Source organism: Xanthomonas sp. NCPPB 1754, from assembly GCF_041475725.2.
GTDB lineage: Bacteria > Pseudomonadota > Gammaproteobacteria > Xanthomonadales > Xanthomonadaceae > Xanthomonas > Xanthomonas euvesicatoria.
This window is the reverse complement of record NZ_CM192982.1, coordinates 4,934,138-4,950,276: the sequence shown is the minus strand read 5'-3', so window position 1 is coordinate 4,950,276 and position 16,139 is coordinate 4,934,138. Positions and strand designations below refer to the sequence as shown.

The following is a 16,139-nucleotide window of genomic DNA, read 5'->3' as shown; positions in this document are numbered from 1 at the left end:
GACTACGCTGCGTTGGCAGCGGGTGCCAGTGATGAGTGCAGCAGATCCCAGCCCATCTTGCCGATCAGCACGATCACCAGCACCAGGAACAATTTGCGGATCAATGGCGTGCCGCCACGTAACGCCATCCGTGTGCCGGCCACCGCGCCAGCCACGTTCGCCGCCGCCATCGGCAGGCCGATCGCCAGCATCACCTGCCCGCTGGGCAAGAAGAACGACAGCGCCGCAAGGTTGGTGGCCAGGTTGACCACCTTCGCCGCCGCCGAGGCGCGCAGGAAATCCAGCCCGAAAAAGCGAATGAACAGGAAGATCAGGAAGCTGCCCGTACCGGGGCCGAAGAACCCGTCGTAGAAGCCGATCGCCGCTCCCATCGCCAACGCGGTGGCCAGTTCGCGCCGGCCGATCTGACGTGGCCGATGCAGCGCGCCGAAGTCCTTCCTGATCAGCGTGTAGATCAACATCGCGATCAGCAGCACCAGGATCAGCGGCCGCACCGCCTGCCTGGGCATCAGGCTGACAGCGGTCGCGCCCAGGAACGAGAACGTAAACGCCGCCGCGGTGGCATACAGCACCGGCCGCCACGGAAAGCGCACCGTGCGCGCGTATCGCCACGCCGACGCAGCGGTGCCGAACATCGCACTGAACTTGTTGGTGCCCAGAATCAGCGACGGCGCCTGCTGCGGCAGCGTGGCAAACAGGCCCGGCAGCTGGATCAATCCGCCGCCGCCGACCGCCGCATCCACCAACCCGGCCACGAACGCAATGCACAGCAGCCACGGCAATTCGGTGGGAATCAGTTCCAGCAAGACCACGCTCCGCGCAACGGGGGCGACAGCATAGCCGCCGCTCCCGCGTCCCGCTTCGCAATGCAATCCCCAATCCCCAATCCCATCCCGCACAATCCCCGCATGCCGACCACACCCACCGACCCCTGTCCCTGCGGCCGCCCGGCCGATTACGCACGTTGTTGCGGCCCGTATCACGCCGGTGCCGCCGCGCCCGACGCCGAGACGTTGATGCGCGCCCGCTACAGCGCCTACGTGCGCCGCGATGCTGCGTACCTGCTGGCCAGCTGGCATCCGTCCACGCGCCCGGCCGCGCTGTCGCTGGACGAAGGCGGGCGCACCACCTGGCTTGGCCTGAGCGTGCAGCGCACCCTCGAGACCGGCCCCGAGACGGCCGAGGTGGTCTTCCTGGCGCGCTATCGCATCGGTGGCGGCAGCGCAGTCCGCATGACCGAACACAGCCGTTTCGTGCGCGAGGCAGGTCACTGGTACTACCTCGACGCGCGCTGAGACCCACGCCCACCGTCCCACCCCAGCCCGACGTCGCCACCAACTGCGCCCCTCGATGCACCGCCCGCCAGGCCTGTTCAGCCCGACGAACGGTCTTCACGCCCGCCATTTGTCGACGCCGCGTTCGCAGCCGATCGCCGAAGCTTGCCGCGCAGGCGAACTCCGCCGCGGGGGGACTTGGATCATGGCAACCTTCAATCTCTGGCAGTGGGTGCTTCTGGCGGCGGTCGTGTTCGCGATCGTGCTGCCGGCGTGCGTGGCGACCGCACTGATTCGCTTCGGCCCGCGCCACGATGCGCCGCGCCATGCCCGCCCCCGCCGAGTGACCGACAACGCCCCATCCGCGCCGGCCCTGTCGATGCTGACCGGGATCACCGGCGACGGCAGCTGAGCCTGTCGGGCCGGCGGCCTCTCGCTCGCACCGAGCCGCCGGCCCCACCCAGGGACGCCTCACGTATCGCCCTCTGCACGCTTGTGACCTCCAGGTTGGCTATGCTCGGCGGCTCGACTTGCCGCGCAGGAGCACCTCACCGCATGACGTCTGTCCACCCGCCGGCCATCGCGCCATGACGCTGGCCCGGCGTGCATTGCCGTTCGTGTTGGGACTGCTGCCGCTGGCAGCCTCTGCCGATCCGGCCTTCGACCGCTGCCTGGCTGGCCTGCAGTCCCAGGCCGCTGCCAAGGGCGTGGACGCTGCCAGCTTTCAGCGCTTCACCGCCGGGCTGGCGCCCGATCCCAGCGTGCTGCCGCTGCTGGATGCGCAGCCCGAATTCACCACGCCCATCTGGGATTACCTGACCAGCCTGGTCGACAGCCAGCGTGTCAGCGACGGCCAGGCCATGCTAGTTACCCACCGCGAGCTGCTTGCCCGCCTGTCCGAACAGACCGGCGTGGACCCGGCCACCATCGTGGCGGTGTGGGGCGTGGAGAGCGATTACGGCCGTGTCACCGGCAAGCGCCCGCTGCTGGTGTCGCTGGCCACGCTGTCGTGCGCAGGCCGCCGCCAGCCGTTCTTTCGCGGCGAATTCCTCGCCTTGCTCAGCCTGCTGCAGCAAGGCGATCTGTCGGCGGACGGACTCACCGGCTCCTGGGCCGGTGCGTTCGGGCAAACCCAGTTCATGCCCTCCACCTACGCCCGCATCGCCGTGGATGGCGACGGCGACGGCCGCCGCGATCTGGTGACCAGCATTCCCGATGCACTGGCCTCCACCGCCAACTACCTGGTCAAGGCCGGCTGGGAACGTGCCCGTCCGTGGGGCATGGAAGTCACCCTGCCGCGGGGCTTCGACGCCAGCAAGGCCGGGCGCACCCGCCGCCAACCGCTGCAGGCCTGGCAACGCGCCGGCCTGCTCGGCACCGACGGCACACCGCTGGCACCGACCGGACTGCCGGCAGAAACGCCGGCCGCCTTGCTGCTGCCGGCCGGCGCCACTGGCCCGGCGTTCCTGGTGTTTGGCAACTACGACGCGATCTATGCCTACAACGCCGCCGAAAGTTACGCACTGTCCATCGCCCTGCTCGCCGATCGCCTGCGTGGCGGCCCCGGCCTGATCGCGGCCTGGCCCACCGACGATCCCGGCCTGGGCCGGCCCGAACGGCGCGAACTGCAGCAGTTGCTGCTCGCCCGTGGCTACCAGATCGGCGAGGCCGACGGCATGGTCGGCAGTGCCACCCGCCGCGCCATCCAGGTCGAGCAGACCCGCCTGGGCCTGCAACCGGCCGACGGCCGCCCCGGCCAACGCATCCTCACCGCCCTGCGCGCCGCCCCGACGGTCACCGGCGCCGCCGCCATGCGCGCCACCGCGTTCAAGCTGCCGGCCGCATACCCGGCCTTCGCCCACTCCCCCAGCGTCCACAAGGCATCCCCCATGTCCGACACCACCGGCCTGACCACAGGCGATTTCCACGGGTTTCCGTCGCTGCTAATCGACACCCCGTTCTCCACCGCCGCCATCAGCCTGTTCGGCGGTCAGTTGCTCTCGTTCGTGCCCAAGGGCGGACAGGACGTGATGTGGCTCTCGCCCATTGCCAAGCAACCGCCTACCCCGATCCGCGGCGGCGCGCCGGTGTGCTGGCCGTATTTCGGCCGCCAGGACCAGACCGGCGACGTCCCCGCCCACGGCTTCGTGCGCACCGTGGCCTGGCAACTCACCGAAAGCCGCCGCGAAGACGACGGCACCGTGGTGCTCACGCTCACCCCGCCGCGTTTCGACGACCTGGCGCTGCGCCTGCGCATGACCCTGCGCATCGGCCGCACGCTGGAGCAACGCCTGATCACCGAAAACACCAGCGCCGCCCCGGTGCGTTTCACCCAGGCGCTGCACAACTATTTCCGTGTCGGCGACGCGCTCAAGGTCAGCGTGCAGGGCCTGGACGGCCTGGACTATCTCGATAAGTACGAGAACTACGCCACCGTTCACCGCCAGCAAGGCGACTGGAGCCTGCGCGACCCACGCGACCCCGGCCGCAGCGACCGCATCTACACCAATGCCGGCGGCCGCTACACGCTCACCGACCCGGTGCTCGGCCGCCGCATCGTCATCGCTACCGAAGGCAGCCGCTCGCTGGTGGCCTGGAACCCGGGCCAAGAGGCCGGCAAGCAGATGGCCGACGTGGGCGAGGGCTGGCGCGACTACGTCTGCCTGGAAGCGGCCAATGCCGGCCCGGACGTGATCGAACTCGCTCCCGGCGCCAGCCACACCCTGACCCAGACCATCAGCGTCGAGTAAGCGCAACAATCGCCTCCCGATCGGGCAAAGCCCACGCTGTTTTCAGAATACGAAAGCAGCAGCAACGACTCGCTTCTTCCACCGGGACATTGCCCTGCTCTATGGGGGAGAAGGTGCCCGAAGGGGCGGATGAGGGTACGAACGAAGCCTAGCGCAGTTGGAACGACACGAATGCTTCGCCGTACCCTCACCGCGGGTCTTGCACAGGACGTACAGGCTTTCCCTTCTCCCATCGGGAGAAGGTGCCCGCAGGGCGGATGAGGGTAGGCGCGAAGCCTGGTGGAGGCCGAGCGCACATGTCGCTTCGCCCCGTACCTCACCCAACCCCTCTCCCGCAGGAGAGGGGCTTTCAGTAGAGGGGGACCTTGGGCGCATCAGACGACAGCCCACCCCAACCCCACCATTCAATCCACCGCTACACTCGCCGCTTCGCCCAACTGCGCCGCGCGATGTCCCTCTCTCCCGATTCCGCTCCCGTCCCCGGGCGCCGCCGCGCCGCGCTGATCTTCATCTTCATCACCGTCCTGATCGACGTGCTGTCCTTCGGGGTGATCATTCCGGTACTTCCGGATCTGGTGCGCCACTTCACCGGCGGCGACTACGTGGTGGCCGCCGGCTGGATCGGCTGGTTCGGTTTCCTGTTCGCTGCCATCCAGTTCGTCTGCTCGCCATTGCAGGGCGCGCTCTCCGATCGCTTCGGTCGCCGCCCGGTGATCCTGCTCTCGTGCCTGGGCCTGGGCCTGGACTTCATCCTGATGGCCATTGCCCACAGCCTGCCGATGCTGCTGCTGGCACGGGTCATCTCCGGCGTGTGCTCGGCCAGCTTCTCCACCGCCAATGCCTACATCGCCGATGTCACCCCACCGGACAAACGCGCCGGCGCATTCGGCATGCTCGGTGCCGCCTTCGGCATCGGCTTTGTCGCCGGCCCGTTGATCGGCGGTTGGCTGGGCAGCATCGGGTTGCGCTGGCCGTTCTGGTTTGCTGCCGGGCTTGCCCTGTTGAACGTGCTGTATGGCTGGTTCGTGCTGCCCGAATCGCTGCCCGCCGAACGTCGTACCGCGCGGCTGGACTGGTCGCACGCCAATCCGCTGGGCGCGCTCAAACTGCTGCGCCGCTACCCGCAGGTGTTCGGCCTGGCGTCGGTGGTGTTCCTGGCCAACTTGGCGCACTACGTCTATCCCAGCATTTTCGTGCTGTTCGCCGGCTACCAATACCATTGGGGCCCGCGCGAAGTGAGCTGGGTGCTGGCCGGGGTCGGTGTCTGCAGCATCATCGTCAATGCGTTGCTGGTCGGCCGCCTGGTGCGCCGGCTCGGCGAACGCCGCGCGTTGCTGCTGGGGCTGGGCTGCGGGGTGATCGGCTTCATCATCTATGGGCTGGCCGACAGCGGCACTGCCTTCCTGATCGGTGTGCCGATCAGTGCGTTGTGGGCCATCGCCGCACCGTCCGCGCAGGCCCTGATCACCCGTGAGGTCGGCGCCGACGCGCAAGGTCGCGTGCAGGGCGCGCTCACCGGCCTGGTCAGCCTGGCCGGTATCGCCGGTCCATTGTTGTTCGCCAATGTCTTCGCCTGGTTCATCGGCAGCGGTGCACCGCTGCATCTGCCGGGCGCGCCGTGGTTGCTGGCCGCTGTGCTGCTGGCCGCAGGCTGGGGCATGGCCTGGAAACGGGCTGCGCGCGGCGCCGGCACCAGCCCCGCGGCGCAGCCGTGAAGCCAACCTATTCAGCTTGCGCTCGCGTCTGCTTTTTCTGATTTGCGCAGGCACTGCTAGGCTGGTGTCCTTCGTGCCGCGGCACCGCTTTGAGCTCCTATGGTTTCCGACGTCCTGGCAGTTCCGCCATCGGCTGCGCTCGCACTGCGCCACGCCACCCAGGATGCCCATCGCCTGGTCGAAGCAGTGCCGCTGATGCAGGCGTTAGCGCAGGGGCGGGTCGATTCGGCCGCCTATGTGCAGATCCTGCGCCGCCACCATGCCTTGCTGAGCGGCTTCGAAGCGCAACTCGGCAACTGGCTGGCCACCCTGGTCGGCAACGGCTGGCATTACCGCCGTCGGGTGCCGGCACTGCGCGATGACCTGCGCGCGCTCGGCCAGCAACCGGATCTGCCGGCCGCACTGCCCGCCACTGCCGACGATGCCGCGCGCTGGGGCATGTTGTACGTCATCGAAGGCTCGCAGCTCGGTGGACGGGTGATCGCACGCAGCGTGCGCAAGCAGCAGCCCGCGCTGGCCGGCGCCCTGCGCTATTTCGAGATGGCCGACGACGACCCGGCCGGCTGGCGCCGCTTCCAGGCAGCGCTGGACCGACGCCTGGCCACCCCATCCGCACGCGACGCCGCCATCGACGGCGCGCAGGCCATGTTCGCCCACTTCCATACCTGCCTCGCAGCGGAGCCACAGCCGTGAATCAGTCCACCGAACCTCTGGATATGGATGTCTGCGCGCGGGAACCGATCCATATTCCCGGCCTGATCCAGCCTTACGGCGTGTTGCTGGTGATCGAACCGGCCGATGGCCGCATCGTGCAGGCCAGCAGCACCGCCGCCGATCTGCTCGGCGTGCCGATGGATGCCCTGCTGGGCATGCCGTACACCCAGGTGCTGGAACTGCCCGATGCGCAACCATTTGCAGTAGACGATCAACCGCAGCACCTGCTGCACGCCGATGTGCGCTTCCCGCAGCGCAGCGCGCCGACCGATCATCCCTGGGTGGCCGCCTGGCATCTATATCCGGAGCAATGGCTGATTGAAATCGAGCCGCGCGACGCGCGCCTGATGGATGTCACCCTGCGCGAAGCGCTGCCGCTGTTGCGCAGCATCGAGCGCGATGCGGGCATCAACGAGGCGGCGGTGCGCGCGGCCAAGGGCCTGCGCAGCATGATCGGCTTCGACCGGGTGATGGTCTATCGCTTCGACGAAGAGTGGAATGGCGACGTCATCGCCGAAGCGCGCCAGCCCGAACTGGAAGCCTATCTGGGCCTGCATTACCCGGCCAGCGACATCCCGGCGCAGGCACGCGCGCTGTACCTGCGCAACCGCGTGCGCCAGATCGCCGATGTGCGGTACCAGCCGTCGCCGATCCAGCCCACCTTGCATCCGCGCCTGGGCACCCCGGTGGATCTGAGCGATGTCAGCCTGCGCAGCGTCTCGCCGGTGCACTTGGAATACCTGGCCAACATGGGCGTCAGCGCCACCCTCGTGTCCTCGATCGTGGTCAACGATGCGCTCTGGGGGCTGATTTCCTGTCACCACTACAGCCCGCACTTCACCAGCCATGCCATGCGCGATGCCACCGATGCGTTGACCCGCGCGCTGGCCGGGCGCATCGGCGCGCTACAGGCGGTGGGGCGGGCGCGGCTGGAGTCGGTGCTGCTCACCATCCGCGAAAAGCTGATCACCGACTTCAACGACGCCGAGCACCTGACCGTGGACATGCTCGCCGACATGGCCCCGGACCTGATGGACGTGGTCGACGCCGATGGCGTGGCAATCTTCCACGGCAACGAAATCAGCCGTCATGGCAGCGTGCCGGATGCAGAGGCGTTGCGCCGCATCCGCGACCACATCGAATCCGAGCATCACGACGCCCTGCGCGAGGATGCGGTCGGTGCCCTGCATGTGGACGCCATCGGCGAGGTGTTCCCTGAGCTGGCCGACCTCGCTCCGCTGGCCGCCGGCTTCATCTTCGTGCCGCTGATGCCGCAATCGCGTAGCGCCCTGTTGTGGACCCGCCGCGAGCAGGTGCAGCAGGTCAAATGGGCCGGCAACCCGCAGCTGGCCAAGCTGCAGGACATCCCCAACTCGCGGCTGTCGCCACGCAAGAGTTTCGATCTGTGGCAGCAGACCGTACGCGGCCGCGCACGGCGCTGGTCGCCGCTGCATCTGGAGTCGGCGCGCAGCCTGCGCGTGCTGATCGAACTGATGGAACGCAAGCGCTTCCAGCAGGATTTCACCCTGCTCGAAGCCTCGCTGTCGCGGCTGCGCGACGGGGTGGCCATCATCGAACGTGGCGCCAACGCCGCTGCGCACCGGCTGATGTTCGTCAACCCGGCGTTCGCCGAACTCAGCCAGACCGAAGTGGCCGAGTTGATCGGTTGCGACATCCTCGCTTTGCTGGCCGACGATGCCGCACGTGGCAAGGTCGAACTGTTCGAAGAGGCGCTACGCCTGGGTCGCGCCGCCTATGTCACCTTGCCGCTGCGCACCCGCGATGGTGCACCGGTGTATCGCCAGTTCCATCTCGAACCCTTGCCCAGCCCCAGCGGCGTCACTGCGCACTGGCTGCTGCAGTTGCGCGACCCGGAGTAAGAGCGCTGCGATCACCGGCAGGCGGCCAGCGCATGCGTCTGCCGCACTTGGTGCTCCATCAGCGGGCACGCACGCTAAGGCGCTGGCTTCGTCCGCAATGCCAGCAATGTGATCGTTCCGGCCACCAGGCCCCAGAACGCCGCGCCGATCCCGACCAGCGTCAGCCCGGAGGCGGTGACCAGAAAGGTGATCAACGCCGCTTCGCGTTCGCTGTCCTCGCGCAATGCCGCCGCCAGGCTATTGCCGATGGTGCCTAGCAGCGCGATCCCGGCAATGGCCATCACCAGTTCACGCGGGAAGGCCGCAAACACCGCTGCCACGGTCGCACCGAACAACCCGACCAGCAGGTAGAACACGCCCGCGCTGACCGCAGCGGTGTAGCGCCGCGCCGGATCTTCATGCGCTTCGCGACCCATGCAGATCGCCGCCGTAATCGCCGCCAGATTCAACGCAAAGCCACCGAACGGCGCCAGCACCGCATTGACCGCACCGATCCAGCCGACCGTCGGTGAGATCGGCACCGCATAGCCGGACGCCCGGATCACCGCCACGCCCGGCACGTTCTGCGAGGCCATGGTCACCACGAACAACGGAATCGCCAGGCCGAACAGCGCCGCCCACGATAGCGACGGCACTACCAGCACCGGGTGGGCCAGTTGCAACTGCACCGCCTCCAACCGCAGCAGCCCGCCGCTGGCAGCCATCGCAATACCCACCAACAAGGTCGCAATCACCGCATAGCGCGCGAACCAGCGCCGCCCGCCCAGGTAGGTCGCCAACATCGCCAGCGCCAGCAACAGCTGGCTCTGCATCGCCACAAAGATGTCCAGGCCGAAGCGCAACAACACGCCGGCCAGCATCCCGGAGGCAAGCGAGACCGGAATCCGCCGGATCGCGCGTTCGAACAATCCCGAAAACCCGGCCACCATCCCCAACACCGCGGCCACCACAAACGCACCGACCGCTTCGCCTAACGGCACCCCGGCTGCACTGCCGATCAGCATCGCCGCGCCCGGCGTGGACCAGGCCGTGACCACCGGCACGCGGTAGCGCAGCGACAAGCCGATACACGTCACGCCCATGCCGATGCCCAGTGCCCACATCCACGATGCAATTTGCGCCTGGTCGGCGCCCAGATGGCGCGCGGCCTCGAATACGATCACCGCAGAGCTGGCGAACCCCACCAGCACGGTGACAAACCCGGCGGCAATCGCGGGCAGGGATAGATCGCGAAGCAGATTGCGGGAAGCGGGCATGAGGGCGCTCTCTGTCTGGTACATGCATTTTCATCGAGCCATCCCGCGATCGATACCGCACCGTTACGCCTCCGGGTGTCGATCAACGAGCATGCATGCGTGCGGGACGTGGTGAGAGTGCGCAATCGCGTGCCGTATCCGCGTGGATACAGGTCGATGTCATGTCAGTGTCAAAAAGTGCTTGCACTTCTGCGTGGTCTCGATAAACTGCGCGGCCTCGCTCAAGACGGCGGCGCTTCTCGAAGCATCGCAACAACGAACGAGGCGAATCGGCAACATCACAAGGTGTTGACGAAACGAAAAAGCCGGCTATGATGGGCGGCTCGCTACACGGAAAAGACGCTACGGCGGATTGAAGTGCAGCGGCGGCAACTTCCTCTTCACGAGGGGTTGACGAGGATGAAAAGCCTGCTAATATGGCCGGCTCGCTTCGCAGAAAACCTTCGGGTTCAAACGAAGCAGCGTCAACCGCCTCCAAATGAGGTGTTGACGGCAAGAAAAAGTCCGCTATAATGGGCGGCTCGCTTCGACGGAAACGACGAAGCTGACGGGAACGGCGCTGAGGCCACTTCCCCATGTTCTTTGACAGTGTGCGCAGGTAATTTGTGCGGACGCCTGCAGGAAGGATGATTGTCCATCTTGCAGACGTTTAATCAAGCAACATATTAATTGCTTTGCAAGCGATAAGTTGCCAGTGGTTGGACTTCTGCAGCTAAAGTATTTGCCTTCGGGCATGTAATTTTAAGTGAAGAGTTTGATCCTGGCTCAGAGTGAACGCTGGCGGCAGGCCTAACACATGCAAGTCGAACGGCAGCACAGTAAGAGCTTGCTCTTATGGGTGGCGAGTGGCGGACGGGTGAGGAATACATCGGAATCTACTCTTTCGTGGGGGATAACGTAGGGAAACTTACGCTAATACCGCATACGACCTACGGGTGAAAGCGGAGGACCTTCGGGCTTCGCGCGGTTGAATGAGCCGATGTCGGATTAGCTAGTTGGCGGGGTAAAGGCCCACCAAGGCGACGATCCGTAGCTGGTCTGAGAGGATGATCAGCCACACTGGAACTGAGACACGGTCCAGACTCCTACGGGAGGCAGCAGTGGGGAATATTGGACAATGGGCGCAAGCCTGATCCAGCCATGCCGCGTGGGTGAAGAAGGCCTTCGGGTTGTAAAGCCCTTTTGTTGGGAAAGAAAAGCAGTCGGTTAATACCCGATTGTTCTGACGGTACCCAAAGAATAAGCACCGGCTAACTTCGTGCCAGCAGCCGCGGTAATACGAAGGGTGCAAGCGTTACTCGGAATTACTGGGCGTAAAGCGTGCGTAGGTGGTGGTTTAAGTCTGTTGTGAAAGCCCTGGGCTCAACCTGGGAATTGCAGTGGATACTGGATCACTAGAGTGTGGTAGAGGGTAGCGGAATTCCCGGTGTAGCAGTGAAATGCGTAGAGATCGGGAGGAACATCCGTGGCGAAGGCGGCTACCTGGACCAACACTGACACTGAGGCACGAAAGCGTGGGGAGCAAACAGGATTAGATACCCTGGTAGTCCACGCCCTAAACGATGCGAACTGGATGTTGGGTGCAATTTGGCACGCAGTATCGAAGCTAACGCGTTAAGTTCGCCGCCTGGGGAGTACGGTCGCAAGACTGAAACTCAAAGGAATTGACGGGGGCCCGCACAAGCGGTGGAGTATGTGGTTTAATTCGATGCAACGCGAAGAACCTTACCTGGTCTTGACATCCACGGAACTTTCCAGAGATGGATTGGTGCCTTCGGGAACCGTGAGACAGGTGCTGCATGGCTGTCGTCAGCTCGTGTCGTGAGATGTTGGGTTAAGTCCCGCAACGAGCGCAACCCTTGTCCTTAGTTGCCAGCACGTAATGGTGGGAACTCTAAGGAGACCGCCGGTGACAAACCGGAGGAAGGTGGGGATGACGTCAAGTCATCATGGCCCTTACGACCAGGGCTACACACGTACTACAATGGTAGGGACAGAGGGCTGCAAACCCGCGAGGGCAAGCCAATCCCAGAAACCCTATCTCAGTCCGGATTGGAGTCTGCAACTCGACTCCATGAAGTCGGAATCGCTAGTAATCGCAGATCAGCATTGCTGCGGTGAATACGTTCCCGGGCCTTGTACACACCGCCCGTCACACCATGGGAGTTTGTTGCACCAGAAGCAGGTAGCTTAACCTTCGGGAGGGCGCTTGCCACGGTGTGGCCGATGACTGGGGTGAAGTCGTAACAAGGTAGCCGTATCGGAAGGTGCGGCTGGATCACCTCCTTTTGAGCATGACGTCATCGTCCTGTCGGGCGTCCTCACAAATTACCTGCATTCAGAGATGCGTATCGGCACAGGCCGGTATGCGAAAGTCCCATCATGGGGCCTTAGCTCAGCTGGGAGAGCACCTGCTTTGCAAGCAGGGGGTCGTCGGTTCGATCCCGACAGGCTCCACCATTTGAGTGAAACGACTTTGGGTCTGTAGCTCAGGTGGTTAGAGCGCACCCCTGATAAGGGTGAGGTCGGTGGTTCGAGTCCTCCCAGACCCACCACTCTGAATGTAGTGCACACTTAAGAATTTATATGGCTCAGCGTTGAGGCTGAGACATGTTCTTTTATAACTTGTGACGTAGCGAGCGTTTGAGATATCTATCTAAACGTGTCGTTGAGGCTAAGGCGGGGACTTCGAGTCCCTAAATAATTGAGTCGTATGTTCGCGTTGGTGGCTTTGTACCCCACACAACACGGCATGTGACCCTGAGGCAACTTGGGGTTATATGGTCAAGCGAATAAGCGCACACGGTGGATGCCTAGGCGGTCAGAGGCGATGAAGGACGTGGTAGCCTGCGAAAAGTGTCGGGGAGCTGGCAACAAGCTTTGATCCGGCAATATCCGAATGGGGAAACCCACTGCTTCGGCAGTATCCTGCAGTGAATTCATAGCTGCTGGAAGCGAACCCGGTGAACTGAAATATCTAAGTAACCGGAGGAAAAGAAATCAACCGAGATTCCCTAAGTAGTGACGAGCGAACGGGGAGCAGCCCTTAAGCTGGAATGGCTTTAGAAAAACAATCTGGAAAGATTGGCCATAGAAGGTGATAGCCCTGTATTTAAAAGGGCCACTCCAGTGAAGACGAGTAGGGCGGGGCACGTGAAACCCTGTCTGAATATGGGGGGACCATCCTCCAAGGCTAAATACTCCTGACCGACCGATAGTGAACCAGTACCGTGAGGGAAAGGCGAAAAGAACCCCGGAGAGGGGAGTGAAATAGATCCTGAAACCGTGTGCGTACAAGCAGTAGGAGCTCGCAAGAGTGACTGCGTACCTTTTGTATAATGGGTCAGCGACTTACTGTTCGTGGCAAGCTTAACCGTATAGGGGAGGCGAAGGGAAACCGAGTCTGATAAGGGCGCATAGTCGCGGGCAGTAGACCCGAAACCGGGTGATCTAGTCATGGCCAGGGTGAAGGTGCCGTAACAGGTACTGGAGGCCCGAACCCACGTCTGTTGCAAAAGACGGGGATGAGCTGTGATTAGGAGTGAAAAGCTAATCGAACCCGGAGATAGCTGGTTCTCCTCGAAAGCTATTTAGGTAGCGCCTCATATGTATCCTCTCGGGGGTAGAGCACTGTTATGGCTAGGGGGTCATCGCGACTTACCAAACCATTGCAAACTCCGAATACCGAGACGGACTGTATGGGAGACACACGGCGGGTGCTAACGTCCGTCGTGAAAAGGGAAACAACCCAGACCCACAGCTAAGGTCCCAAATTCACTGCTAAGTGGAAAACGATGTGGAAAGGCATAGACAGCCAGGAGGTTGGCTTAGAAGCAGCCACCCTTTAAAGAAAGCGTAATAGCTCACTGGTCGAGTCGGTCTGCGCGGAAGATTTAACGGGGCTAAGCAGTGAACCGAAGCTTGGGGTGCATAAAACTTGTTTTATGCGCGGTAGAGGAGCGTTCCGTAAGCCTGCGAAGGTGGATTGAGAAGTCTGCTGGAGGTATCGGAAGTGCGAATGCTGACATGAGTAACGATAATGCGGGTGAAAAGCCCGCACGCCGAAAGCCCAAGGTTTCCTTGCGCAACGTTAATCGACGCAGGGTTAGTCGGTCCCTAAGGCGAGGGCGAAAGCCGTAGTCGATGGGAAGCAGGTTAATATTCCTGCACCTCGCGTGAGTGCGATGGAGGGACGAAGAAGGTTAGGTGTACCGGGCGTTGGTTGCCCCGGGGAAAGGCGGTAGGTTTGGATCTTTGGCAAATCCGGGATCCTTTAAGACCGAGCACCGAGACGAGCCTTTATGGCGAAGTCACTGATACCACGCTTCCAGGAAAAGCTCCTAAGCTTCAGCTCACGAAGACCGTACCGTAAACCGACACAGGTGGGTAGGATGAGAATTCTCAGGCGCTTGAGAGAACTCGGGTGAAGGAACTAGGCAACATGGCACCGTAACTTCGGGAGAAGGTGCACCCTTTTTGGTGGCTCGTGCGAGCTATAGCTGAAGAGGGTCGCAGAAACCAGGCCGCTGCGACTGTTTATCAAAAACACAGCACTCTGCAAACACGAAAGTGGACGTATAGGGTGTGACGCCTGCCCGGTGCTGGAAGGTTAATTGATGGGGTCAGCCGCAAGGCGAAGCTCTTGATCGAAGCCCCAGTAAACGGCGGCCGTAACTATAACGGTCCTAAGGTAGCGAAATTCCTTGTCGGGTAAGTTCCGACCTGCACGAATGGCGTAACGACAGCGGCGCTGTCTCCACCCGAGACTCAGTGAAATTGAAATCGCTGTGAAGATGCAGCGTTCCCGTGGCAAGACGGAAAGACCCCGTGAACCTTTACTATAGCTTTACACTGAACGTTGAGTTCGTCTGTGTAGGATAGGTGGGAGGCTATGAAACTGTGGCGCTAGCTGCAGTGGAGCCATCCTTGAAATACCACCCTGTCGTGCTTGACGTTCTAACCTAGGTCCGTTATCCGGATCAGGGACCGTGTATGGTGGGTAGTTTGACTGGGGCGGTCTCCTCCTAAAGAGTAACGGAGGAGCACGAAGGTACGCTCAGCGCGGTCGGACATCGCGCACTGTGTGCAAAGGCATAAGCGTGCTTGACTGCAAGATCGACGGATCAAGCAGGTACGAAAGTAGGTCTTAGTGATCCGGTGGTTCTGTATGGAAGGGCCATCGCTCAACGGATAAAAGGTACTCCGGGGATAACAGGCTGATACCGCCCAAGAGTTCATATCGACGGCGGTGTTTGGCACCTCGATGTCGGCTCATCACATCCTGGGGCTGTAGTCGGTCCCAAGGGTATGGCTGTTCGCCATTTAAAGTGGTACGCGAGCTGGGTTCAGAACGTCGTGAGACAGTTCGGTCCCTATCTGCCATGGGCGTTGGAAGTTTGAGAGGGGCTGCTCCTAGTACGAGAGGACCGGAGTGGACGAACCTCTGGTGTTCCGGTTGTCACGCCAGTGGCATTGCCGGGTAGCTATGTTCGGAAGCGATAACCGCTGAAAGCATCTAAGCGGGAAGCGCGCCTCAAGATGAGACTTCCCGGGGCACAAGCCCCCTAAAGGAACCATGTAGACTACGTGGTTGATAGGTCAGGTGTGTAAGTACAGCAATGTATTGAGCTAACTGATACTAATGATCCGTGCGGCTTGACCATATAACCTCAAGTTGCCTTGGTCCCAACGAACGTTGGTAGATCATCAAATGCAAGCTACGTCACAAGTTAACTCTGCGAGACTGGGCGCCTTAATCCGTTTCTTGGATGGCGACGCTCCAACCGTCTCCCTGGTGAAATTAGCGCTGTGGAACCACCCGATCCCATCCCGAACTCGGAAGTGAAACGCAGCTGCGCCGATGGTAGTGTGGCTCAAGCCATGCGAGAGTAGGTCATCGCCAGGGGCTTTACCCCGAAACCCTCAGTCCAAACGGACTGAGGGTTTCTTTTTTGCGCAAGCGCTGGGCTGCGCCGCGCGTAAATGCGCCTTGCATTCCGCCCCGCTTGCCGACCGGTACCGATGTCGTGCTGTGCGTGCAGTACCGCCGGGGCCAGTAGCCCGTCAGGACGCTGGCACCAAGCCTTGCCACACACGCCACGCGCCCATCTCTTGGAGAAAAGGGGCGCGATCCATCTGTTGGCCAAATAACCTGCCTGGCCAATGCCAGATGCACGGGTGCGGTAATGGCTGGAGCCGATAACAGACATCGCCCATGACAGCCTCGCTCGGCCGACGTCCTAGTGCGCATATCCTCGATACAAAGAACGGCCTGGAGCGGATCGATCACGCATCAGTGATGGGTCCCACATCCTTGGTGAGACAAGACGCAAGGCAGATGTTTCACACATCCAGTCCCAGAAACTGGATCGCCAACGCAGGGCTCAGCATTACATCGCTGCGCCATTGATCGGCTCCACGCCGTGCAGTCGAAGGACGCGTAGATGCGAGCCAAAAACGCAAGGGCCGCCGCTGCGAAAGATCAGCAGGTCACGTCGAAACGAATCATGAGCCGATATCTTCAGTTCACGGTATGACGTGTAAGTAGCGC

General features: G+C 62.5%; 8 protein-coding genes, 2 tRNA genes and 3 rRNA genes. 11 read left to right on the top strand and 2 right to left on the bottom strand.

All coding sequences use genetic code 11. From position 1 onward, the window contains the following. Window positions 1–2 precede the first annotated feature (2 nt). Window positions 3–812, bottom strand: coding sequence for a sulfite exporter TauE/SafE family protein (locus ACCQ15_RS21195; protein WP_218505902.1), 810 nt, complete (start codon window positions 810–812; stop codon window positions 3–5). 96 nt (window positions 813–908) lie between these two features. Here ACCQ15_RS21195 and ACCQ15_RS21190 point away from each other — a divergent pair, with 96 nt between their 5' ends. The 6 genes from ACCQ15_RS21190 to bphP all read left to right on the top strand — a co-directional run bounded on the left by ACCQ15_RS21190 (window position 909) and on the right by bphP (window position 8,333). After that, window positions 909–1,295, top strand: coding sequence for a YchJ family protein (locus tag ACCQ15_RS21190; protein WP_081711182.1), 387 nt, complete (start codon window positions 909–911; stop codon window positions 1,293–1,295). A 184-nt stretch (window positions 1,296–1,479) separates the two neighbouring features. Next, window positions 1,480–1,686, top strand: a complete 207-nt coding sequence (locus ACCQ15_RS21185) for a hypothetical protein (protein ID WP_031425161.1) — start codon at window positions 1,480–1,482, stop codon at window positions 1,684–1,686. 175 nt (window positions 1,687–1,861) lie between these two features. Further along, window positions 1,862–4,024, top strand: coding sequence for a lytic murein transglycosylase (locus ACCQ15_RS21180; protein ID WP_372381045.1), 2,163 nt, complete (start codon window positions 1,862–1,864; stop codon window positions 4,022–4,024). Window positions 4,025–4,473: 449 nt separating this feature from the next. Then, on the top strand, window positions 4,474–5,739 hold the full coding sequence (locus ACCQ15_RS21175) for a TCR/Tet family MFS transporter (RefSeq protein ID WP_029820605.1): 1,266 nt from the start codon (window positions 4,474–4,476) through the stop codon (window positions 5,737–5,739). Window positions 5,740–5,838: 99 nt separating this feature from the next. Further along, window positions 5,839–6,432 carry a biliverdin-producing heme oxygenase gene (locus ACCQ15_RS21170; RefSeq protein ID WP_008573226.1) on the top strand — a complete coding sequence of 198 codons (594 nt, stop codon included), beginning with the start codon at window positions 5,839–5,841 and terminating at the stop codon, window positions 6,430–6,432. Then, window positions 6,429–8,333 (top strand): bacteriophytochrome BphP, encoded by a 1,905-nt coding sequence (gene bphP / locus ACCQ15_RS21165; protein WP_372381043.1) that lies wholly within the window; start codon window positions 6,429–6,431, stop codon window positions 8,331–8,333. The genes ACCQ15_RS21170 and bphP overlap by 4 nt, the downstream gene beginning before the upstream one ends. A gap of 74 nt (window positions 8,334–8,407) precedes the next feature. On the opposite strand, the gene ACCQ15_RS21160 is transcribed toward bphP, so the two are convergent. Further along, window positions 8,408–9,589, bottom strand: coding sequence for a benzoate/H(+) symporter BenE family transporter (locus ACCQ15_RS21160; protein ID WP_029820608.1), 1,182 nt, complete (start codon window positions 9,587–9,589; stop codon window positions 8,408–8,410). Window positions 9,590–10,331: 742 nt separating this feature from the next. Between ACCQ15_RS21160 and ACCQ15_RS21155 the strand changes: the two genes are divergently transcribed. The 5 genes from ACCQ15_RS21155 (at window position 10,332) to rrf (ending at window position 15,494) form a co-directional block, all read left to right on the top strand. Then, window positions 10,332–11,878 (top strand): 16S ribosomal RNA (locus tag ACCQ15_RS21155). Between the two features lie 95 nt (window positions 11,879–11,973). After that, window positions 11,974–12,049: transfer RNA gene (locus ACCQ15_RS21150), tRNA-Ala, on the top strand. 18 nt (window positions 12,050–12,067) lie between these two features. Next, window positions 12,068–12,144: transfer RNA gene (locus ACCQ15_RS21145), tRNA-Ile, on the top strand. Window positions 12,145–12,371: 227 nt separating this feature from the next. After that, a 23S ribosomal RNA gene (locus ACCQ15_RS21140) occupies window positions 12,372–15,252 on the top strand. Between the two features lie 127 nt (window positions 15,253–15,379). After that, window positions 15,380–15,494: ribosomal RNA gene (gene rrf, locus ACCQ15_RS21135) — 5S ribosomal RNA — on the top strand. The 16S, 23S and 5S rRNA genes sit together here with 2 tRNA genes alongside, the layout of an rRNA operon. The last annotated feature ends 645 nt before the right edge of the window (window positions 15,495–16,139 follow it).

Coding starts and splice junctions, on each gene's coding strand:
- ACCQ15_RS21190 (WP_081711182.1), top strand. CDS start 909: ATGCCGACCACACCCACCGACCCCTGTCCCTGCGGCCGCCCGGCCGAT.
- ACCQ15_RS21185 (WP_031425161.1), top strand. CDS start 1,480: ATGGCAACCTTCAATCTCTGGCAGTGGGTGCTTCTGGCGGCGGTCGTG.
- ACCQ15_RS21180 (WP_372381045.1), top strand. CDS start 1,862: ATGACGCTGGCCCGGCGTGCATTGCCGTTCGTGTTGGGACTGCTGCCG.
- ACCQ15_RS21175 (WP_029820605.1), top strand. CDS start 4,474: ATGTCCCTCTCTCCCGATTCCGCTCCCGTCCCCGGGCGCCGCCGCGCC.
- ACCQ15_RS21170 (WP_008573226.1), top strand. CDS start 5,839: ATGGTTTCCGACGTCCTGGCAGTTCCGCCATCGGCTGCGCTCGCACTG.
- ACCQ15_RS21160 (WP_029820608.1), bottom strand. CDS start 9,589: ATGCCCGCTTCCCGCAATCTGCTTCGCGATCTATCCCTGCCCGCGATT.